Raw genomic sequence first — 15,072 nt, 5'->3', positions numbered from 1 at the left:
GGTCAGCTGTCGCCCTCGCGCTGCCCCAGGGTGACTTCGGCCGTCCCCTGCTTGCCGTCGCGGGTGTAGGTGAGCTTGACCTTGTCGCCGGGCTGGTGGGTCCAGATCTCGCCGATGAGGGTCGGGCCGCTGTCGATCACCCGGTCGTCGAGCTTGGTGATGACGTCTCCGGGCTTGAGGCCGGCCTTGTCGGCGGGACCGTTCGGGGTGACCGCGTCGCCGCTCGCACCGTTTTCGGTGATCTTCGCGCCCGTGCCCTCCTCCAGGGAGACGGAGGCACCGATGACGGGATAGACGGGCTTGCCGGTCTTGATGAGCTGCTGGGCGACGGTCTTCGCCTGGTTGATCGGGATCGCGAAGCCCAGGCCGATGGAGCCCGACTGGCTCGTGCCGCCCATGCCGCCGCTCGAGGACTGGATCGCGGAGTTGATGCCGATCACCGCGCCCTTGGCGTCCAGGAGCGGGCCGCCGGAGTTGCCCGGGTTGATCGAGGCGTCGGTCTGCAGGGCGCTCATGTACGAGGCCTTGCTGCTGGAGCTGCCGTCGCTGGAGGCCACCGGGCGGTTCTTGGCGCTGATGATGCCCGTGGTCACCGTGTTCGAAAGCCCGAACGGAGCGCCGATCGCGATGGTCGAGTCGCCGACGGCGATCTTTTCCGAGTTGCCGAGCGGCAGCGGCTTGAGGTTGTCCGGCGCGTTCTTGAGCTTGATGACCGCGACGTCGTAGCCCTGGGCGTGGCCGACCACCTCGGCGCCGTACTTCTTGCCGTTCGAGAAGGTGGCCGACAGCTTGCCGCTCTCGACCGCCTGGGCCACCACGTGGTTGTTCGTGAGGATGTGGCCCTGCGTGTCGAAGACGAATCCGGTGCCCGTGCCGCCCTCGCCGTTGCTGCCCTCGGCCTCGATGGTGACCGTGCTCGGCAGCGCCGTGGCGGCCACGTTCGCGATCGTGCCCGCGTCGCGCTTGAGGTCGCCGCCGCTCTGGGACGCGGAGACCGTCGTCGAATCCGAGGAGTCGTCGTTGCGGTCCGCCGCCCAGTAGCCGATGCCACCGCCCACGCCGCCCGCGATCAGCGCGGCCACGAGGACCGCGGCGACCAGACCGCCGCGCCCGCCGGACTTCGGCCTGGGAGCGGGCTGCTGATACGAGGAACCCCACACGTCCCCGGGGCCGCCTTCGCCCCCGCTCCCGTACGCACCGGAGCCGGCGTCGCCTGCACCCGCGTACGGGCTGGAAGCGCCTTCGCCGCCGGTCCCGTAGGGGGGCGTGGTCGGCGGAGGAGGAGGCCAGGCACCCGCCTCAGGAGCGGGGGCGGCGTTTTCGGGAGCCCCGGGAGGCAAGGTGGCCGTCGGCGCGTCTCCCTGGAACGTGCCCGGCCCCTGGGGGTGAGCCGTGCCCTGTTGGGGATCCGCGTGGCCCGCTCCCGGCGCAACCGCCTGCTCCGGAGGCGTGGAAGCAGCGGAAGTGTCCACCGGCACAGGAGGTGCAGACGGGGCCGGGGGTACTGCAGTGCCCTCGTTCTCGGTGCTCACAGCTCTTCCTCTCGATCCGCGGCTGTTCAGTCAGTTCGCATTCGGTCATGCTCGATCGCGTGTGTTCAGTGCTTCATTCACGCGCGTTCGGGAACCGGCACGATTCAGCTATGCATGTGCTTTTGTATGCCGTCAGCTTTTCCCACGGGACGTCAGGGCGCCATAAGCGCCACCTGTGACTCCGAGATCTTTGCTTATATAGGACACGTCTGACAAAACCACTGTCTGTTCCGCGCCGCCGACCGCACGCCTACCCCGTTGCGGTGGCACCATGACGCGGTGACCCACGCACGACAGCACCCCACCCAGGTCGTCGCCCACCGCGGGGCCTCCGAAGAGGCCCCCGAGCACACCCTGGCCGCGTACGAGAAGGCGATCGAGGACGGGGCCGACGCCCTTGAGTGCGATGTACGGCTGACCGCGGACGGGCATCTCGTCTGCGTCCACGACCGTCGCGTCAACCGCACTTCCAACGGCCGCGGTGCCGTCTCGGCCCTGGAGCTCGCGGATCTCGCCACCCTGGACTTCGGCTCCTGGAAGAACCGCGACGAGGCACCCGACTGGGAGCAGCAGCGACCCCCCTCCTGGGAGCAGCAGTCCGTCCTCACGCTGGAACGCCTGCTCGAACTCGTGGCCGACGCCGGCCGCCCCGTACGGCTCGCCATCGAGACGAAGCACCCCACGCGCTGGGCCGGCCAGGTCGAGGAGCGCCTGCTGATCCTCCTGAAGCGCTTCGGTCTCGACGCACCGCCCTCGGCCGCCGAGTCGCCCGTACGCGTCATGAGTTTCTCCGCACGCTCCCTGCAGCGCGTCCGCGCAGCGTCCCCGACACTGCCGACGGTCTATCTGATGCAGTTCGTCTCACCCCGGCTGCGCGACGGGCGGCTGCCCCCGGGCGTCCGGATCGCCGGCCCCTCCCTGCGGATCGTGCGCAGCCACCCGGCGTACATCGAGCGCCTGAAGGGGGCCGGCAACCAGGTTCACGTATGGACGGTGAACGAGTCCCAGGACGTCGATCTCTGCGTCGGGCTGGGCGTCGACGCCATCATCACCAACCGCCCGCGGGCGGTATTGCGCCAGTTGGGCCGCTGAAACCACGGTTCGCACAGATCTCACGGACCCCACACGTTCCGTCCACGGATGTCCCGTTTCGGCCAGGCCATCGATTTCAAGCCACTCGGTTACAGGGAGTGCTCCGGCGCGTTCGAACCGTATTCGATCGTTACGAGTGCGCCACTGCACGTGCGCTGGCCGGTTTCCGGCTCAGTCCAGGAGGGCATCCACACCGTGGCGTGGGGCAAAGGAGGTCTCGGGGGTGGCGTTGGTGGTGGCACAGGAGGTGCCCACGTCGTCGAGCATGGCCGTACCCCATGGCCCTGCGGGCGTAGGCGAAGCAAGACACCGGATGCGGGATCAACTGCGCACCGGAGGCGTCGCGGAAACAGTCATCGACGATGCCGTACTGATCCTTTCCGAACTACTGAGCAACGCCTGCCGGCACGGCAGGCCGCTGGGTGACGCTCTGTCGGGGGACGGCGACGTCCGGGCCGCCTGGCGCGTCGAACCGACCGGCAGGCTCACCGTCGAGGTGACGGACGGCGGCGGTCCGACCCGCCCGGTTCCGGCCACGCCTTCGGTCACCGCGCGCGGTGGTCGCGGGCTGAACATCATCACGGCGCTGGCCGACGACTGGGGTGTCCGGGACGACGCCCGCGGCGAGGTCACCGTGTGGGTGGTCGTGCACAAGGCCGCGCACACCGCGCGCCGCCGCGACGATTTCGCCGCACGGGTCACCGCGCCCGCCGTGTCCGCGATACCCGACCTGGGCTTCGGGGACACCTTCGACGGCCTGGACCGAAGAGGCCTGGACTGAAGGCCTGGACTGAACTGAAGCGGCCTGCGCCAGCGGACCCGAAGTGGCCTGCGGCAGCCGACCCGAAGTGAGCCGAGTCAGCGGACCGAAAGCCAAAAGGCCGAAACCGAAGGCCGACCGCGGGGCCCGATGGCGAGGACCGGAACCGAGGGCCGAAGCAGACGGAAGTGCCGGTTCCGGGACGAACCGAAGCGCCGCTCCGCGTAAGACCCGGCACGTTGTCCACAGGGTCCCGTGGGTCTTCGCACGAACGGCTAGGCTCGCGCCCGTACGAATCGAGCCGTAACCGGGAGACATCCACGATGGCCAAGAAGCGACCCCAGACGAAGGCCAAGCAGCCGCAGCCGCAGGATGGGGCCCGCTCCGCCGGCGCTGACGGACACGTGCCGGTGGTCGGAGCACGCGAGCCCTGCCCATGCGGCAGCGGCCGCCGCTACAAGGCCTGTCACGGGCGCGCCGCCGCGCACGCCGTGACCGAGCTGGTGCAGCGGCCCTTCGAGGGGCTGCCGGGCGAGGGCGACTGGATCGCGCTGCGCGAGCTGGTGCCCGCGGCCACTGTCGAGCTGCATCTGAAGGAGCCCCTTCCGGAGGGCGTCCCGTCGGTCACGCTCGCGACGGTGCTGCCGATGGCCTGGCCGGCGCTGCGCCGCGAAGACGGTTCGGTCCTCATCGGCCTGCAGAACGACACGGCGTCCGGTGACATCAGCCGCGACCTGGCCGACACGCTCCAGCGCGCGCTCACCGCGGAGCCCGGCACCCCGGTGCAGGGCCGACGCGCCCCGAGCGACGGGGTGCGCCTGCAGGACCTGCTCGACCCCGAAGGCGCGTTCGAGCCAGTTGTGCATCCGGGCTTCGAATTCTGGGTTCCGGACGCGCAGAACGCGACCACGGAGGTGACCGCCTCCCTGGAGCGCGCCAACGCCGCCGCCATCCCGACGGTGAAGCTCGCCGGCGTCGACGCGGCGTACTGGTGCGAGACGCCGGACAAGAACCACCTGCGCTGGGTCATGCCGCACCCTGAGGAGCAGCTTCTGGACGCGCTCTCGCGGCTGCACGCGGCCGGCCGGTCGAGCCTCGGGGAGGGCACCCGCCTGGTGGGCTCCTTCCGCGCCCATGGCCTCACCGTCCCGGTCTGGGACCTGCCGACGGGCGTCACGGCGGAGGACGTCGAGAAGCCCGCGTCCGAGTTCGCCGAGCGGCTCGCCGCCGCGCTGGCCACGGACACACCGCTCAGTGCGGACGAGCGCCGGGCACGCGGCGGCCTCACCAACCGCCAGGTCACACTCAGCTGACGCCCGGCGTACGCCCGCCCCCGGCCGGCCAACCGGCCAGCCGGGGGACAGGTGTGCGGAGCGGGTGACTCCTGTCACAACTCCCGCTCGTGACAAGCGAATCGGTGTCTGAATAGCCGAGATCGAATTTGCGAACCACAGATCTCTTGTTACCGTTCGAGTAGCCCGGTTGCTGGTGCATCCCCCGTCGCCAGCAACCGGGTCTTTTCATGCCCTGATGCGGGACCGCCGTCGGCGATGTCCTCAACGCACGGTCTGCGCAGGCGAGTTGCTCCCCGAGCGCAGCAGCAGCGGTCCGTCGGCCCCGTCCGCGAACTCCGCGACCGCGGTGTAAGCCGACGCCTCGCCGACCGTGCGCTCCCGCGGCGTCTCGCACGCCCCCGGCTCATCGTCCTCGGCGACCGCGCAGTGCATCCGCACGGTGCGATCGCCGGGCGCCATGAGAGTCAGCACGGACGTGAGGTCGTCACCGGTCGCGTTGCGGTAGTAGGTACGCGCCCAGGTCTCCCGCCCCTGCGTCAGCACGCAGGTCTGTGCCTCGACGCCGTCTGGGGAGGTGGATTCCGGTCCGCAGCGGGCGGCGGTGGCGAGCCCCACACCGAGCGTCAGGGGGCTCCTGGGCTCCGCGGAGCCCGCCTTGGGCGCCCTGCCGTCGGCGCGACCGGAGACCGGCGCCTCGCCGGAGACATGCCCCTCGGCGCCACGACCACCGGGGCCCCGACCACCGCGGCCCCGGTCACTGGCGTCACGATCACCGGAGGCGTGCTCGTCCGAGGCACGCTCCCCGGGGGAAGCACGGCGGCCCGAGGCGCGTGCGGTGTCATCCGATGTCTTCTCGGGCTGGTGTGCGGATGCGGGAGCCTCGCCGCCCGTCGGCCCCGCGGAGGCCACGGCCAGTGGCAGCACGACCGTGAGGACGACGATGCCTGTCAGCACCATCAGGCGGACATTTCGGGGGTCCCGGGGTCGTTCCCTGGAGTGACGGAGCATAAAAGGGACGATAACGAGCGAGGACGGGCGCGCGGTTCGCCGCGCGCCCGAGTCCCCTACAACTCGGGGGCACTCACACCCGTACGAGTGAGAGCCTCCACCACGGCGTCCACCACGGCCTCCACATCGGGCACCCAGGGGGCGGCCGAGTCGGGCAGCGGAGCCCGCTCCCAGCGGATCTCGCCCTGACCGGTCCGGGACGGGGGAAGGGCCACGTAACCGCCCTCTCCATGGAAGCGCAGTGAGCCCGGCACGTAGTCCTTGGCGTAGAGCAGCTCACCCAGCTGCTCCAGGGAGTACGGCTTCACGAGCAGCGCCCAGCGCGTCGGGGACGCGATCACGGGGCCGAGGCGCATCCCCATGTGGTCGAGCGCGGCGAGCGCACGGGAGGCGGCCAGGGCCGGCAGGCTCACCGCGCACGGGGCCTTTCCTCCGGTGGCGAGGATGATCGGTGCCGTTGGCCGGTTCGTCCACCACCAGCGCGCCATGCGCTCGTCGGTGGTGGCCGCGAGCAGGCCGGGGTCGAAGGGATGGGCACCTGGCACCGTGCACTCCGGGTCGGGGCACGCGCACCGGGCCCGCCCCTGCGGGTCCGGGGCCACGCCCGGGAGTACGGGCCACTGCCAAGCGGTCGCGAAGGTCAGGGCCGCGCTGAGCATCTCAGGCCTCCCGTCATTTCGCCTGGACAGGAGCCTGCGTCGCCTTCCGAGGATCTCGCGCATGTGCGCTCGTTCCTTTCCGTTGAACGCCGAGGAACCACATCACACCATGTGTCGATCACTTCACTGTGCGTACCTACTGGCGCATCACACCCTCGTCAGAGACAAGGGGAACCCCTGTGGGCCGAGCGTTGGCTGCGTCCGCGTCCACACTGCGTCTGTCCAAAGCACGGGCATGGCGTGGGGTGGCGGCGCCTGGCGTTTGCTGTCCCGCGTATTTCTCGCCGCCTCCGCCACGGGAGGATGGGGCACGGTCGTCGGTGGTTAAGACGCCCGGGTCCGTCGCCAGGTTCCGGAAGAATCCCAACCGCACCTGGTCTTCACCGAGTACGTACCCATCACAACCGCTGTGACGCTCCGTCGAACAATGCCAGTCGACCGCAATGCACCGTGACTCGAGTCAGTTTTAAGCCAACTTTACATTTCCGCAGTGGTCCCACGGACACCAGGAATCCCAGCAGGACAATGCTGGACATCCCCTTACGAGTGCGTGTACATGTGGAGACACTGCCAGCGGCGCAGAATGACATGGGGGTTTGCGATGCTTTTGAGCAATACGCACCGGTCGGAAAGCCGGACGCCATGAACGCCCCTCACCTCCCGAAAGTGGCTGGAATCGATTCAACGGTTCCATCGCCCGCACACACTGTCGCGCCTACACGTGCCACCACAGATTCCCCAGCGGCCACTTCCGCACACGCCCCCGGTGCCGTCCTCCAGGACAGACTCGCAGGCTGGGTCTCCGATCTCACCACTCTGCACGAACTCACCGAGCGACTGGCCCGCACCGCCTCGCTGACGGACGCACTCCAGGAACTGCTGCGCGCCGGAGCCGCCCTCGTGGGCGCCCGGCGCGGCCTCGTGGTGCTGGAACCGGGCGACGGACTCGGCCCGGACACGACGATCGGACTGGGACTCGCCCGGGCCGATCTCGGGCACATCGAGACCGTCCCGCGCAGCTCCATGTCGTACGGCAAGATCCTCGACGGGCTTCCCGGGGGTGAGGGCGAGATCGCCCAGCCCGACCTTCTCTCCGAGGACGGGCTCGACCCTCGACACCGTGAGGTGGCCGCCCGGCTCGGCTATGCCGCGAGCTACGCGCTGCCGCTGTCCACGGAGGCGGCGGGCCGCCTGGGCGCCGCCGTATGGCTCTACGACGAGCCGGCCGAGCCGGTCGAGCGGCAGCGCCACCTGGTCGGCCTCTACACGGGGTACGCGGCCGAGCACCTGGCCCGCCTGGTGGAACTGGAGCGCACGCGCGCGTGCATGACGACCATCTCGGAGGAACTGCTTCCCTCCCGGCTGCCCCGTGTCTCCGGTGTCCAGCTCGCCGCCCGCCGCCGCACGGGGCCGCGCGGCGGCGGCGACTGGTACGACGCCCTTCCGCTGCCCGACGCCGCGCTCGGCCTCGCGGTCGGGTCCGTCACGGGGTCGGGCCCCAGCGCCGTCGCGGCGATGGGCCGTCTGAGGGCCTCCCTGCGGGCGTACGCGGTGATGGAGGGCGAGGACCCGGTCGCCGTCCTGTCCGACCTCGAACTGCTGCTGCGGCTCACCGAGCCGGCCCGCTCCGCCACCGCCCTGTTCGCGTACTGCGAGCCCGCTCTGCGCAAGATCACGCTGGCCGGGGCCGGGCACAGCCCGCCGCTGGTGATCAGCGAGCGGCGCACCGAGTACGTGGAGACGTCGCTCTCTGCCCCGCTGGGGATGCTCGCCTGCTGGGAGGCGCCCAGCGTGGAGTTCCAGGCGGAGGCAGGAGAGACGGTTCTGCTCTACACGGACGGGCTGCTGCACCGTACCGGCGATCCCATGGACCGGGCCTTCTCGCGGCTGCACGCGGCCGCCGCGAGCGTTCCCAGGGCACTGCGCGACGACCCGGGCACCGTCGCCGACCATGTCCTGCGGAGCATGCTGCCGGACGGCCGCGACGACGCCGACAGCGAGGAGGACGTGGTGCTCCTCGCGGCCCGGTTCGAGTGAGCCGCGTACCTCCCGGAGTACCTCCCGGATGAGCCGCTCGTCATCAGGGCTTCCGGCCCTGGGCGTCCTTCCGTACGACCGTACGATGGAAGGCGTCCAGAGTCGTATCGAGGAGGCAGATCGTGTCGGAGGCGCTCAACCCGGAGACCCCGGAAGTCGTGCTTGACGATGCCGCCGACCAGGCGGATGAAGAAGCGCCCATCAAGCAGCGCAAGAACGGCCTGTACCCGGGCGTGTCGGACGAGCTGGCCGAGAGCATGAAGTCCGGCTGGGCCGACACCGAGCTGCACGGCCTGGAGCCGATCGCGCAGGCCACGCACACCGCCGCCCGCCGTGCCGCACTTTCCGCACGCTTTCCCGGCGAGCGCCTCGTCGTCCCCGCGGGGAACCTGAAGACCCGCTCGAACGACACGGAGTACCCCTTCCGTGCCTCGGTCGAGTACGCGTACCTGACCGGCAACCTCACCGAGGACGGCGTCCTGGTGCTGGAGCCGACCTCGGGCGGCCACAAGGCCACGATCTACCTGCTGCCGCGCTCCGACCGCGAGAACGGCGAGTTCTGGCTCAACGGCCAGGGCGAGCTCTGGGTCGGCCGCCGCCACTCCCTGACCGAGGCCGAACAGCTGTACGGCATCCCCGCCTCGGACGTCCGTGAACTCGCCGACAAGCTGCGCGAGGCGACCGGCCCGGTCCGGGTCGTGCGCGGTTACGACGCCGGTGTCGAGTCGGCGCTCACCGACAAGGTCACCGCCGAGCGCGACGCCGAACTGCGGGTCTTCCTCTCCGAGGCCCGGCTGGTCAAGGACGAGTTCGAGGCCGGCGAACTGCAGAAGGCGGTCGACTCGACCGTACGCGGCTTCGAGGACGTCGTACGGGTCCTGGACAGGGCCGAGGCCACCAGCGAGCGCTACATCGAAGGCACGTTCTTCCTGCGCGCGCGGGTCGAGGGCAACGACATCGGCTACGGCTCGATCTGCGCGGCGGGACCGCACGCGTGCACGCTGCACTGGGTGCGCAACGACGGTCCGGTGCGCTCCGGGGACCTGCTTCTGCTGGACGCGGGCGTGGAGACGCACACGCTCTACACCGCCGACGTCACGCGCACCCTGCCGGTCAACGGCACGTACTCGGAGATCCAGAAGAAGATCTACGACGCCGTGTACGAGGCCCAGGAGGCCGGCATCGCGGCCGTGCAGCCGGGCGCCAAGTACCGCGACTTCCATGACGCCTCCCAGCGCGTGCTGGCCGAGAAGCTCGTCGAGTGGGGGCTCGTCGAGGGCCCGGTCGAGCGGGTTCTGGAACTGGGGCTGCAGCGCCGCTGGACGCTGCACGGCACCGGTCACATGCTCGGCCTGGACGTGCACGACTGCGCGACCGCGCGGACGGAGACGTACGTGGACGGCACGCTGGAGCCGGGCATGTGCCTCACCGTCGAGCCGGGGCTGTACTTCCAGGCGGACGACCTGACCGTGCCGGAGGAGTACCGGGGCATCGGCGTCCGCATCGAGGACGACATCCTCGTCACGGAGGACGGGAACCGGAACCTGTCGGCCGGGCTTCCTCGCCGGTCGGACGAGGTCGAGGCGTGGATGGCGTCGCTGAAGAGCTGATGAAGAGCTGACGAGAGCTACTGAAGGACTGCTCAAGGGCTGCTCACGGGCTGCTCAAGGGCTGGTACGGAACTGGCGGCCGGGTACCGAAGGGGTGCCCGGCCGTTTTCGTCCACGGGTGACAACAAGGGGAATCTGGAGGGGGATCGGATCGGTGGACTCGTTCTGGTCCGGCGTCGGTGTCGACCTCCACCTCGAACCCGACGCCGCCGACGGACGTCGCGCCGGGCTCGAACGGGCGTTGCGCGACGCCGTCCGGGACGGACGACTGGCCCCCGGGACGCGGCTGCCGGCGACCCGGCGGCTCGCTGTCGAGCTCGGGATCTCGCGGGGCACGGCAAAGGCGGCGTACGACCAGCTCGTCGCCGAGGGGTATCTCACCGCGCGGCAGGGAGCCGGCACCCAGGTCGCCCCGCTGCCCCCCGTGGACGCGGCCTCCCCGGGGGCGTCGCCACGCGCGCGTGCACCCCGTTTCGATCTGCGGCCCGGCAGCCCGGACGTCGGTACGTTTCCGGCGGCGGCCTGGTTGCGGGCGCTGCGCCTGGCGATCGCGACGGCGCCCTCCCTGGCGTACGACTACGGGGATCCGCGCGGCCGGATCGAACTGCGGACGGCGTTGTCGGGGTACCTGGGGCGGGCGCGCGGCGTGATCGCGCCGCCCGAGCGGATCGTGGTCACGACCGGATACGTACAGGGGCTCGCACTGCTCACGCGCGTGCTGGACGGCGGCACGATCGCGATGGAGGACCCGGGGCTGCCCTTCCACCGGGGCGTGGTGCGGCACCACGGCGGGACGGTGGTTGCCGCGGAGGTCGACGAGAAGGGCGTCCGGGTGCGGCAGCTGGGTGACGCGGCGGCGGTCGTGGTCACGCCCGCGCACCAGTACCCGACCGGAGTGACCCTGCACCCGGAGCGTCGACGCGCCCTCACGGACTGGGCACGCGCGCGTGGAGGGGTGATCGTCGAGGACGACTACGACGGGGAGTTCCGTTACGACCGGCAGCCCGTGGGCGCCCTCCAGGGGATGTCACCCGGGCAGGTGGTCTACCTGGGGACGGCCTCCAAGACGCTCGGGCCCGCTCTGCGGCTCGGCTGGATGGTGCTGCCGCCGCACCTCGTCGACGCGGTCACCGACGCCAAGCTGCACAGCGACCACCACACCGAGTCCATCGGCCAGCTGGCCCTCGCCGAGCTGATCACCAGCCACGCCTACGACCGGCACGTACGGGCGTGCCGGCTGCGTTACCGGCGGCGCCGGGACCAGTTGCTGGACCTGCTGGGCGAGCGGCGGGGGGTGCGGGGCATCGCGGCGGGGCTGCACGCCCTGGTCGACGTGGCGGACGAGGGGGCGGTGCTGGCGCGGGCCGCCGAGAAGGGGCTCGCGGTGGGACATCTCGGCGAGCACTGGCACGGGTCGGGCGACGGGCGGCCGCAGGGGCTCGTGGTGGGGTACGGGACGCCTCGGGAACGGGTCTACCCAGAGGCGCTGGAAGCGCTGGGCCAGGTACTGGAGGGCCCCTGAAGCCATGTTTCGGAGGGACCCCCAGGGCGTAATTGGGCCATAGAATCGCACACTTATTGGGCCTGCCGAGAGGTCCATCGGGCCCATAGCGTCGTAGCCATGAGGAACCGAGCAGCAACAGCCGAGGCCGCAGCCGAGGCTCCCGAGCGGACGAGGCGTGTGGTCCCGCCCGCGGGCCCGCAGCGGGTCCTGGCCCTGGCCCAGTTGAGCAACTCCGTCGGGGACGGCGCCTACTACGTCACCTCTGCCCTCTACTTCACGCATGTCATCGGACTCGCCCCCGCGCGCGTGGGACTCGGGCTCACCGTCGCGTGGGCGGTCGGCTCGGTGGCGGGCGTGCCCCTGGGCCGGCTCGCCGACCGGCGAGGGCCGCGCGGCACGGCGGTGCTGCTGGCACTGGCCACAAGCCTCGCCGTGGCGTCCTTCCTCGTCGTACGCGGTTTCGTACCGTTCGTGCTCGCGGCGTGCGCGTACGCGACCGCTCAGTCGGGACTCGCGGCCGCCCGGCAGGCACTGCTGGCCGGCCTGGTGTCCCGGGAGGAGCGGACGGGGCTGCTCGCGCACCTCCAGTCGACGCTCAACGCCGGGCTCGCGGTGGGCGCGGGGCTCGGCGGGCTCGCGCTGCACGCCGGGTCGCGTGCGGCCTACCTCGGGGCGTTCGCGCTGGACGCGGCGAGCTTCCTGCTGTGCGCGGCGGTGCTGCTGCGGCTGCCGGCCGTCGAACCGGTGCACGCGCGCGTGGGGGTCGGTCGGGGGCCCGGACAAGGCGACGTCGCTCAGGAGCCCGGACGAAGCGATGTCGCTCAGGAACCCGGGCGGGACGACGTCGGTCAGGAACCCGGGCGGGGCGGCGCGTTCGGCGTGCTGCGCGACCGCCCCTACGCCGTCGTGACACTGCTCAACACCGTGCTGCTGTTGCGGATGCCACTGCTGAGCCTGGGCATACCGCTGTGGATCGCCGAGCGGACCGAGGCTCCGACCTGGGTGGTCTCCGCGCTGTTCGTGCTCAACACCGCCGCGGTGATGCTCTTCCAGGTACGGATGGCCCGCGGGGTGACGGGCGCGGCGTCGGCCACGCGCGCGGTACGCCGTTCGGGGTTCGTGATGCTGGCCTCATGCGCGGTGTTCGCCCTGTCGGCCGGCATCTCGCCCTGGGCGGCGGTCGGCGTGCTGACGGTCGGCGCGGGGCTCCAGGTCGTCGCCGAGATGCAGCAGTCGGCGGGGTCCTGGCAGCTCTCCTTCGACCTCGCGCCGGCCGACCGCGTGGGCGAGTACCAGGGCTTCTTCGGTACGGGCGTGACGGTGGCGCGGACGCTCGGCCCGCTGGTGCTGACGGCGCTGCTCCTGGGATGGGGAACGCCGGGCTGGCTGCTCCTCGGCGGTCTGACGCTGGCGGCCTCCTGCGCGATGGGTCCCGCGGTGCGGTGGGCAACGGACAGCCGAGCCCCCGCATCGGCGGTCAAGCGGCCGGTACCGGTGAACTGACCCACACCGGGAGCGAGTCCGCGAACAGGGCCCCCGCGAGCAGCCCGCTGCTTCCGCGGGGGCTCCACGCGCGCGCGTGGAGGTCCTCGTCGAAGGCGGCCAGGGCCGCGCGGCCCGCCCCGGTGGACGTGCTGCCCGCCTCCAGGACCCCGCGGGCGCCCGCCTGGACGTGCCGCAGGCCGTGCGGTCCGGCCGTGTACAGCAACTCCGTGTCCTGGAGCGTCGACATCACGGTCAGCAGGGCGTCGAGACGCGCGTACGGCTCGGGGACACCCGCGGTGCGGGACGCGGCCAGCGTCTCCAACGCCCGGCGCACGTGCGGGAACCCGGCCCTGGCCTCGCCCCGCGCGCCGGCCGCACCGTACTTCGCGGAGACCGACGAACCGCGGGAGGGCCGTCGTGGCGCCCGCCGGTCGGAGTGTGCGGCGATCCGTTTGGCGGTCGCGGCCAGGTCCCGCCCCGTGGCCCGGGGGTCCAGGGCCGCGGCGGCGACCAGCAGACCGAGCGTCCACAGCGCTCCGCGGTGCCCACCGCCCGCGAGGGCCACCGAGTGCTCGGTGCAGCGTCCGATCGCCCCGAGCTCCGCCCGGAGTTCGGGTGTCGCCGAGCCGGTGCGGCGCGCCGCGGCCGCCATCGCCGCGAGGCCCGGTTCCAGCGCCCTGGCCGACCAGCGCAGCGAGCAGTGGTCCTCGCCGGTCACGCGGGCGCCGAGATCGCGCGGATCAGGCAGTCCTGGCTTGGGCGTCAGCGCCAGCTGCCCGGTGAGCGCGGCCACGGCCGCCTGCGCCAGCATCTCGTCCTCACGGCTGCTCATCAGCATGGCTCCTTACGAGGAGGAGGCGGAAGTGGCGGACGCGGCGGAAGAGGCCGCGGACGAGGACACGGACGCCGCCGAGGACGCCGACGCGCTCGGAGCGTCGCTGGGGGCGGCCCCACTCGGGGGCGTGCCACCGCCACCCGCGCCGGTGTTCTCAAAGGTCTTGTCGTCGGCGGTCGAGCCGTCCTCGCTCTCGGCGGGCGCTGAGCCGCCGGGGTTGGCCGTCGTGCAGCCCGAGTAGTAGCCCCAGGCGTCGCAGTGCCAGATCTCCACGGCCGCCCCGGCCACCGGGGCGCAGGACTCGGTGGTGTCCTGCACGGTGATCCGCAGCGTCAGCGGGACTCCGCTCTTGCCCTCGGTGACGCTGGACATGAGGACGCAGGTACCGCTGCCCGACGTGGCCGACCCACTCGCGGCGGCCGTCTCCGTGGCGGCCGTGCCGGTCGTCTCGTCGGCGGACGCGGCCTGGTATCCGGCGATCGCCAGCCCGCCGGCCGCGGCCGTACCGCCCGTGACCGCGATCACGCGGCGCCGCGTGATGCTCGTACCTTTGTGTGTTCCCGTCATGACAGAAAAGCTAGAGAGACCACCCGTCAGGAACATGGGTGAAGACTGTGAGCACCCTGAGAATGCCGGGAAAGCTGAAATCGGCGCGAAATCGGCGGGAGTACCGGGCGTTAGTACCGTCGGATCGGGCGGCCTGGTGCCGTCAGAAGGCCATCAGCGGCGTGCCCTCGCGCCACTTGAGCATCTTGTCGAAGCTGACCACGGCTCCGCCCCTGACGGAGCTGTTGCCGATGTGGACGTGGTCGGCGAGCTCCTGGATCAGGCACAGGCCCCTGCCGTGCTCGGCGTCGCTGTGGGAGGGCCGCAGGGGCGCACGGCTCCGCCCCGAAGGGAATCCCGGCCCCGAGTCGGTCACTTCGATCCGGCACTTCTCGCCGTCCAGATAGGCCGTGACCCGGTAGGCCTCGGTGGGTTCCCCGCGCGCCGGGTCATCCCCGTGTTGTACCGAGTCACCCCCGTGTTCGACGGCGTTGGCACAGGCCTCACTCAGCGCGACGGAGATGTCGTAGGAGATGTCCGGGTCCACCCCCGCCGACTCCATCGTGCCGATCAGCAGGCGCCGGGCGAGCGGAACACTCGCCGCCTCACGCCGAAGATGGAGGGACCACCAGATGCTCATGCGCCAGCCTCCTGGCCGCGGCTCGACATACCGTTACGTATTGCCATTGGGCGCCTGTTGTAAGCGTGC

At 71.4% G+C, this 15,072-nt stretch carries 13 protein-coding genes; 7 read left to right on the top strand and 6 right to left on the bottom strand.

Going from position 1 to position 15,072, the window contains the following annotated elements; genetic code table 11:
- Positions 1 to 2 precede the first annotated feature (2 nt).
- Positions 3 to 1,532 (bottom strand): trypsin-like peptidase domain-containing protein, encoded by a 1,530-nt coding sequence (locus tag AB0D14_RS12640; RefSeq protein WP_362777634.1) that lies wholly within the window; start codon positions 1,530 to 1,532, stop codon positions 3 to 5.
- A 279-nt stretch (positions 1,533 to 1,811) separates the two neighbouring features.
- Between AB0D14_RS12640 and AB0D14_RS12635 the strand changes: the two genes are divergently transcribed.
- From AB0D14_RS12635 to AB0D14_RS12625, 3 genes are all read left to right on the top strand, one after another.
- A complete protein-coding gene (locus AB0D14_RS12635) occupies positions 1,812 to 2,624 on the top strand; it encodes a glycerophosphodiester phosphodiesterase (RefSeq protein WP_362777632.1) in 813 nt (270 codons plus the stop codon).
- 223 nt (positions 2,625 to 2,847) lie between these two features.
- On the top strand, positions 2,848 to 3,405 hold the full coding sequence (locus AB0D14_RS12630) for an ATP-binding protein (RefSeq protein WP_362777630.1): 558 nt from the start codon (positions 2,848 to 2,850) through the stop codon (positions 3,403 to 3,405).
- A 302-nt stretch (positions 3,406 to 3,707) separates the two neighbouring features.
- Complete coding sequence (locus AB0D14_RS12625; RefSeq protein WP_362777627.1) at positions 3,708 to 4,697, top strand: DUF5926 family protein; 990 nt, start codon at positions 3,708 to 3,710, stop codon at positions 4,695 to 4,697.
- A gap of 243 nt (positions 4,698 to 4,940) precedes the next feature.
- On the opposite strand, the gene AB0D14_RS12620 is transcribed toward AB0D14_RS12625, so the two are convergent.
- Together AB0D14_RS12620 and AB0D14_RS12615 are read right to left on the bottom strand one after the other, a co-directional pair.
- Positions 4,941 to 5,636 (bottom strand): hypothetical protein, encoded by a 696-nt coding sequence (locus tag AB0D14_RS12620; protein ID WP_362777624.1) that lies wholly within the window; start codon positions 5,634 to 5,636, stop codon positions 4,941 to 4,943.
- 107 nt (positions 5,637 to 5,743) lie between these two features.
- Positions 5,744 to 6,409, bottom strand: coding sequence for a bifunctional DNA primase/polymerase (locus AB0D14_RS12615; RefSeq protein WP_362777621.1), 666 nt, complete (start codon positions 6,407 to 6,409; stop codon positions 5,744 to 5,746).
- 462 nt (positions 6,410 to 6,871) lie between these two features.
- Here AB0D14_RS12615 and AB0D14_RS12610 point away from each other — a divergent pair, with 462 nt between their 5' ends.
- The 4 genes from AB0D14_RS12610 to AB0D14_RS12595 all read left to right on the top strand — a co-directional run bounded on the left by AB0D14_RS12610 (position 6,872) and on the right by AB0D14_RS12595 (position 13,000).
- The gene (locus tag AB0D14_RS12610) at positions 6,872 to 8,383 is read left to right on the top strand and encodes a PP2C family protein-serine/threonine phosphatase (protein ID WP_362777618.1); all 1,512 of its coding nucleotides are present in this window, start codon (positions 6,872 to 6,874) and stop codon (positions 8,381 to 8,383) included.
- 158 nt (positions 8,384 to 8,541) lie between these two features.
- Complete coding sequence (locus AB0D14_RS12605; protein WP_362777851.1) at positions 8,542 to 9,993, top strand: aminopeptidase P family protein; 1,452 nt, start codon at positions 8,542 to 8,544, stop codon at positions 9,991 to 9,993.
- A gap of 154 nt (positions 9,994 to 10,147) precedes the next feature.
- A complete protein-coding gene (locus tag AB0D14_RS12600) occupies positions 10,148 to 11,515 on the top strand; it encodes a PLP-dependent aminotransferase family protein (protein ID WP_362777616.1) in 1,368 nt (455 codons plus the stop codon).
- Between the two features lie 99 nt (positions 11,516 to 11,614).
- A complete protein-coding gene (locus AB0D14_RS12595; RefSeq protein ID WP_362777613.1) occupies positions 11,615 to 13,000 on the top strand; it encodes an MFS transporter in 1,386 nt (461 codons plus the stop codon).
- On the opposite strand, the gene AB0D14_RS12590 is transcribed toward AB0D14_RS12595, so the two are convergent.
- The 3 genes from AB0D14_RS12590 to AB0D14_RS12580 form a co-directional block, all read right to left on the bottom strand.
- Positions 12,975 to 13,814, bottom strand: a complete 840-nt coding sequence (locus tag AB0D14_RS12590; RefSeq protein ID WP_362777610.1) for a triphosphoribosyl-dephospho-CoA synthase — start codon at positions 13,812 to 13,814, stop codon at positions 12,975 to 12,977. The two genes, AB0D14_RS12595 and AB0D14_RS12590, sit on opposite strands and share 26 nt — an antisense overlap.
- A 12-nt stretch (positions 13,815 to 13,826) precedes the next feature.
- Positions 13,827 to 14,384, bottom strand: a complete 558-nt coding sequence (locus AB0D14_RS12585; protein ID WP_362777607.1) for a hypothetical protein — start codon at positions 14,382 to 14,384, stop codon at positions 13,827 to 13,829.
- 142 nt (positions 14,385 to 14,526) lie between these two features.
- Entirely contained in the window at positions 14,527 to 15,003 is a 477-nt protein-coding gene (locus AB0D14_RS12580) for an ATP-binding protein (RefSeq protein WP_362777605.1), read from the bottom strand.
- Positions 15,004 to 15,072: the final 69 nt, after the last annotated feature.

This window comes from Streptomyces sp. NPDC048484 (genome assembly GCF_040651415.1).
Lineage (GTDB): Bacteria > Actinomycetota > Actinomycetes > Streptomycetales > Streptomycetaceae > Streptomyces.
The sequence above is the reverse complement of the archived record's forward strand: the minus strand, read 5'-3'. Positions and strand labels throughout refer to the sequence as shown.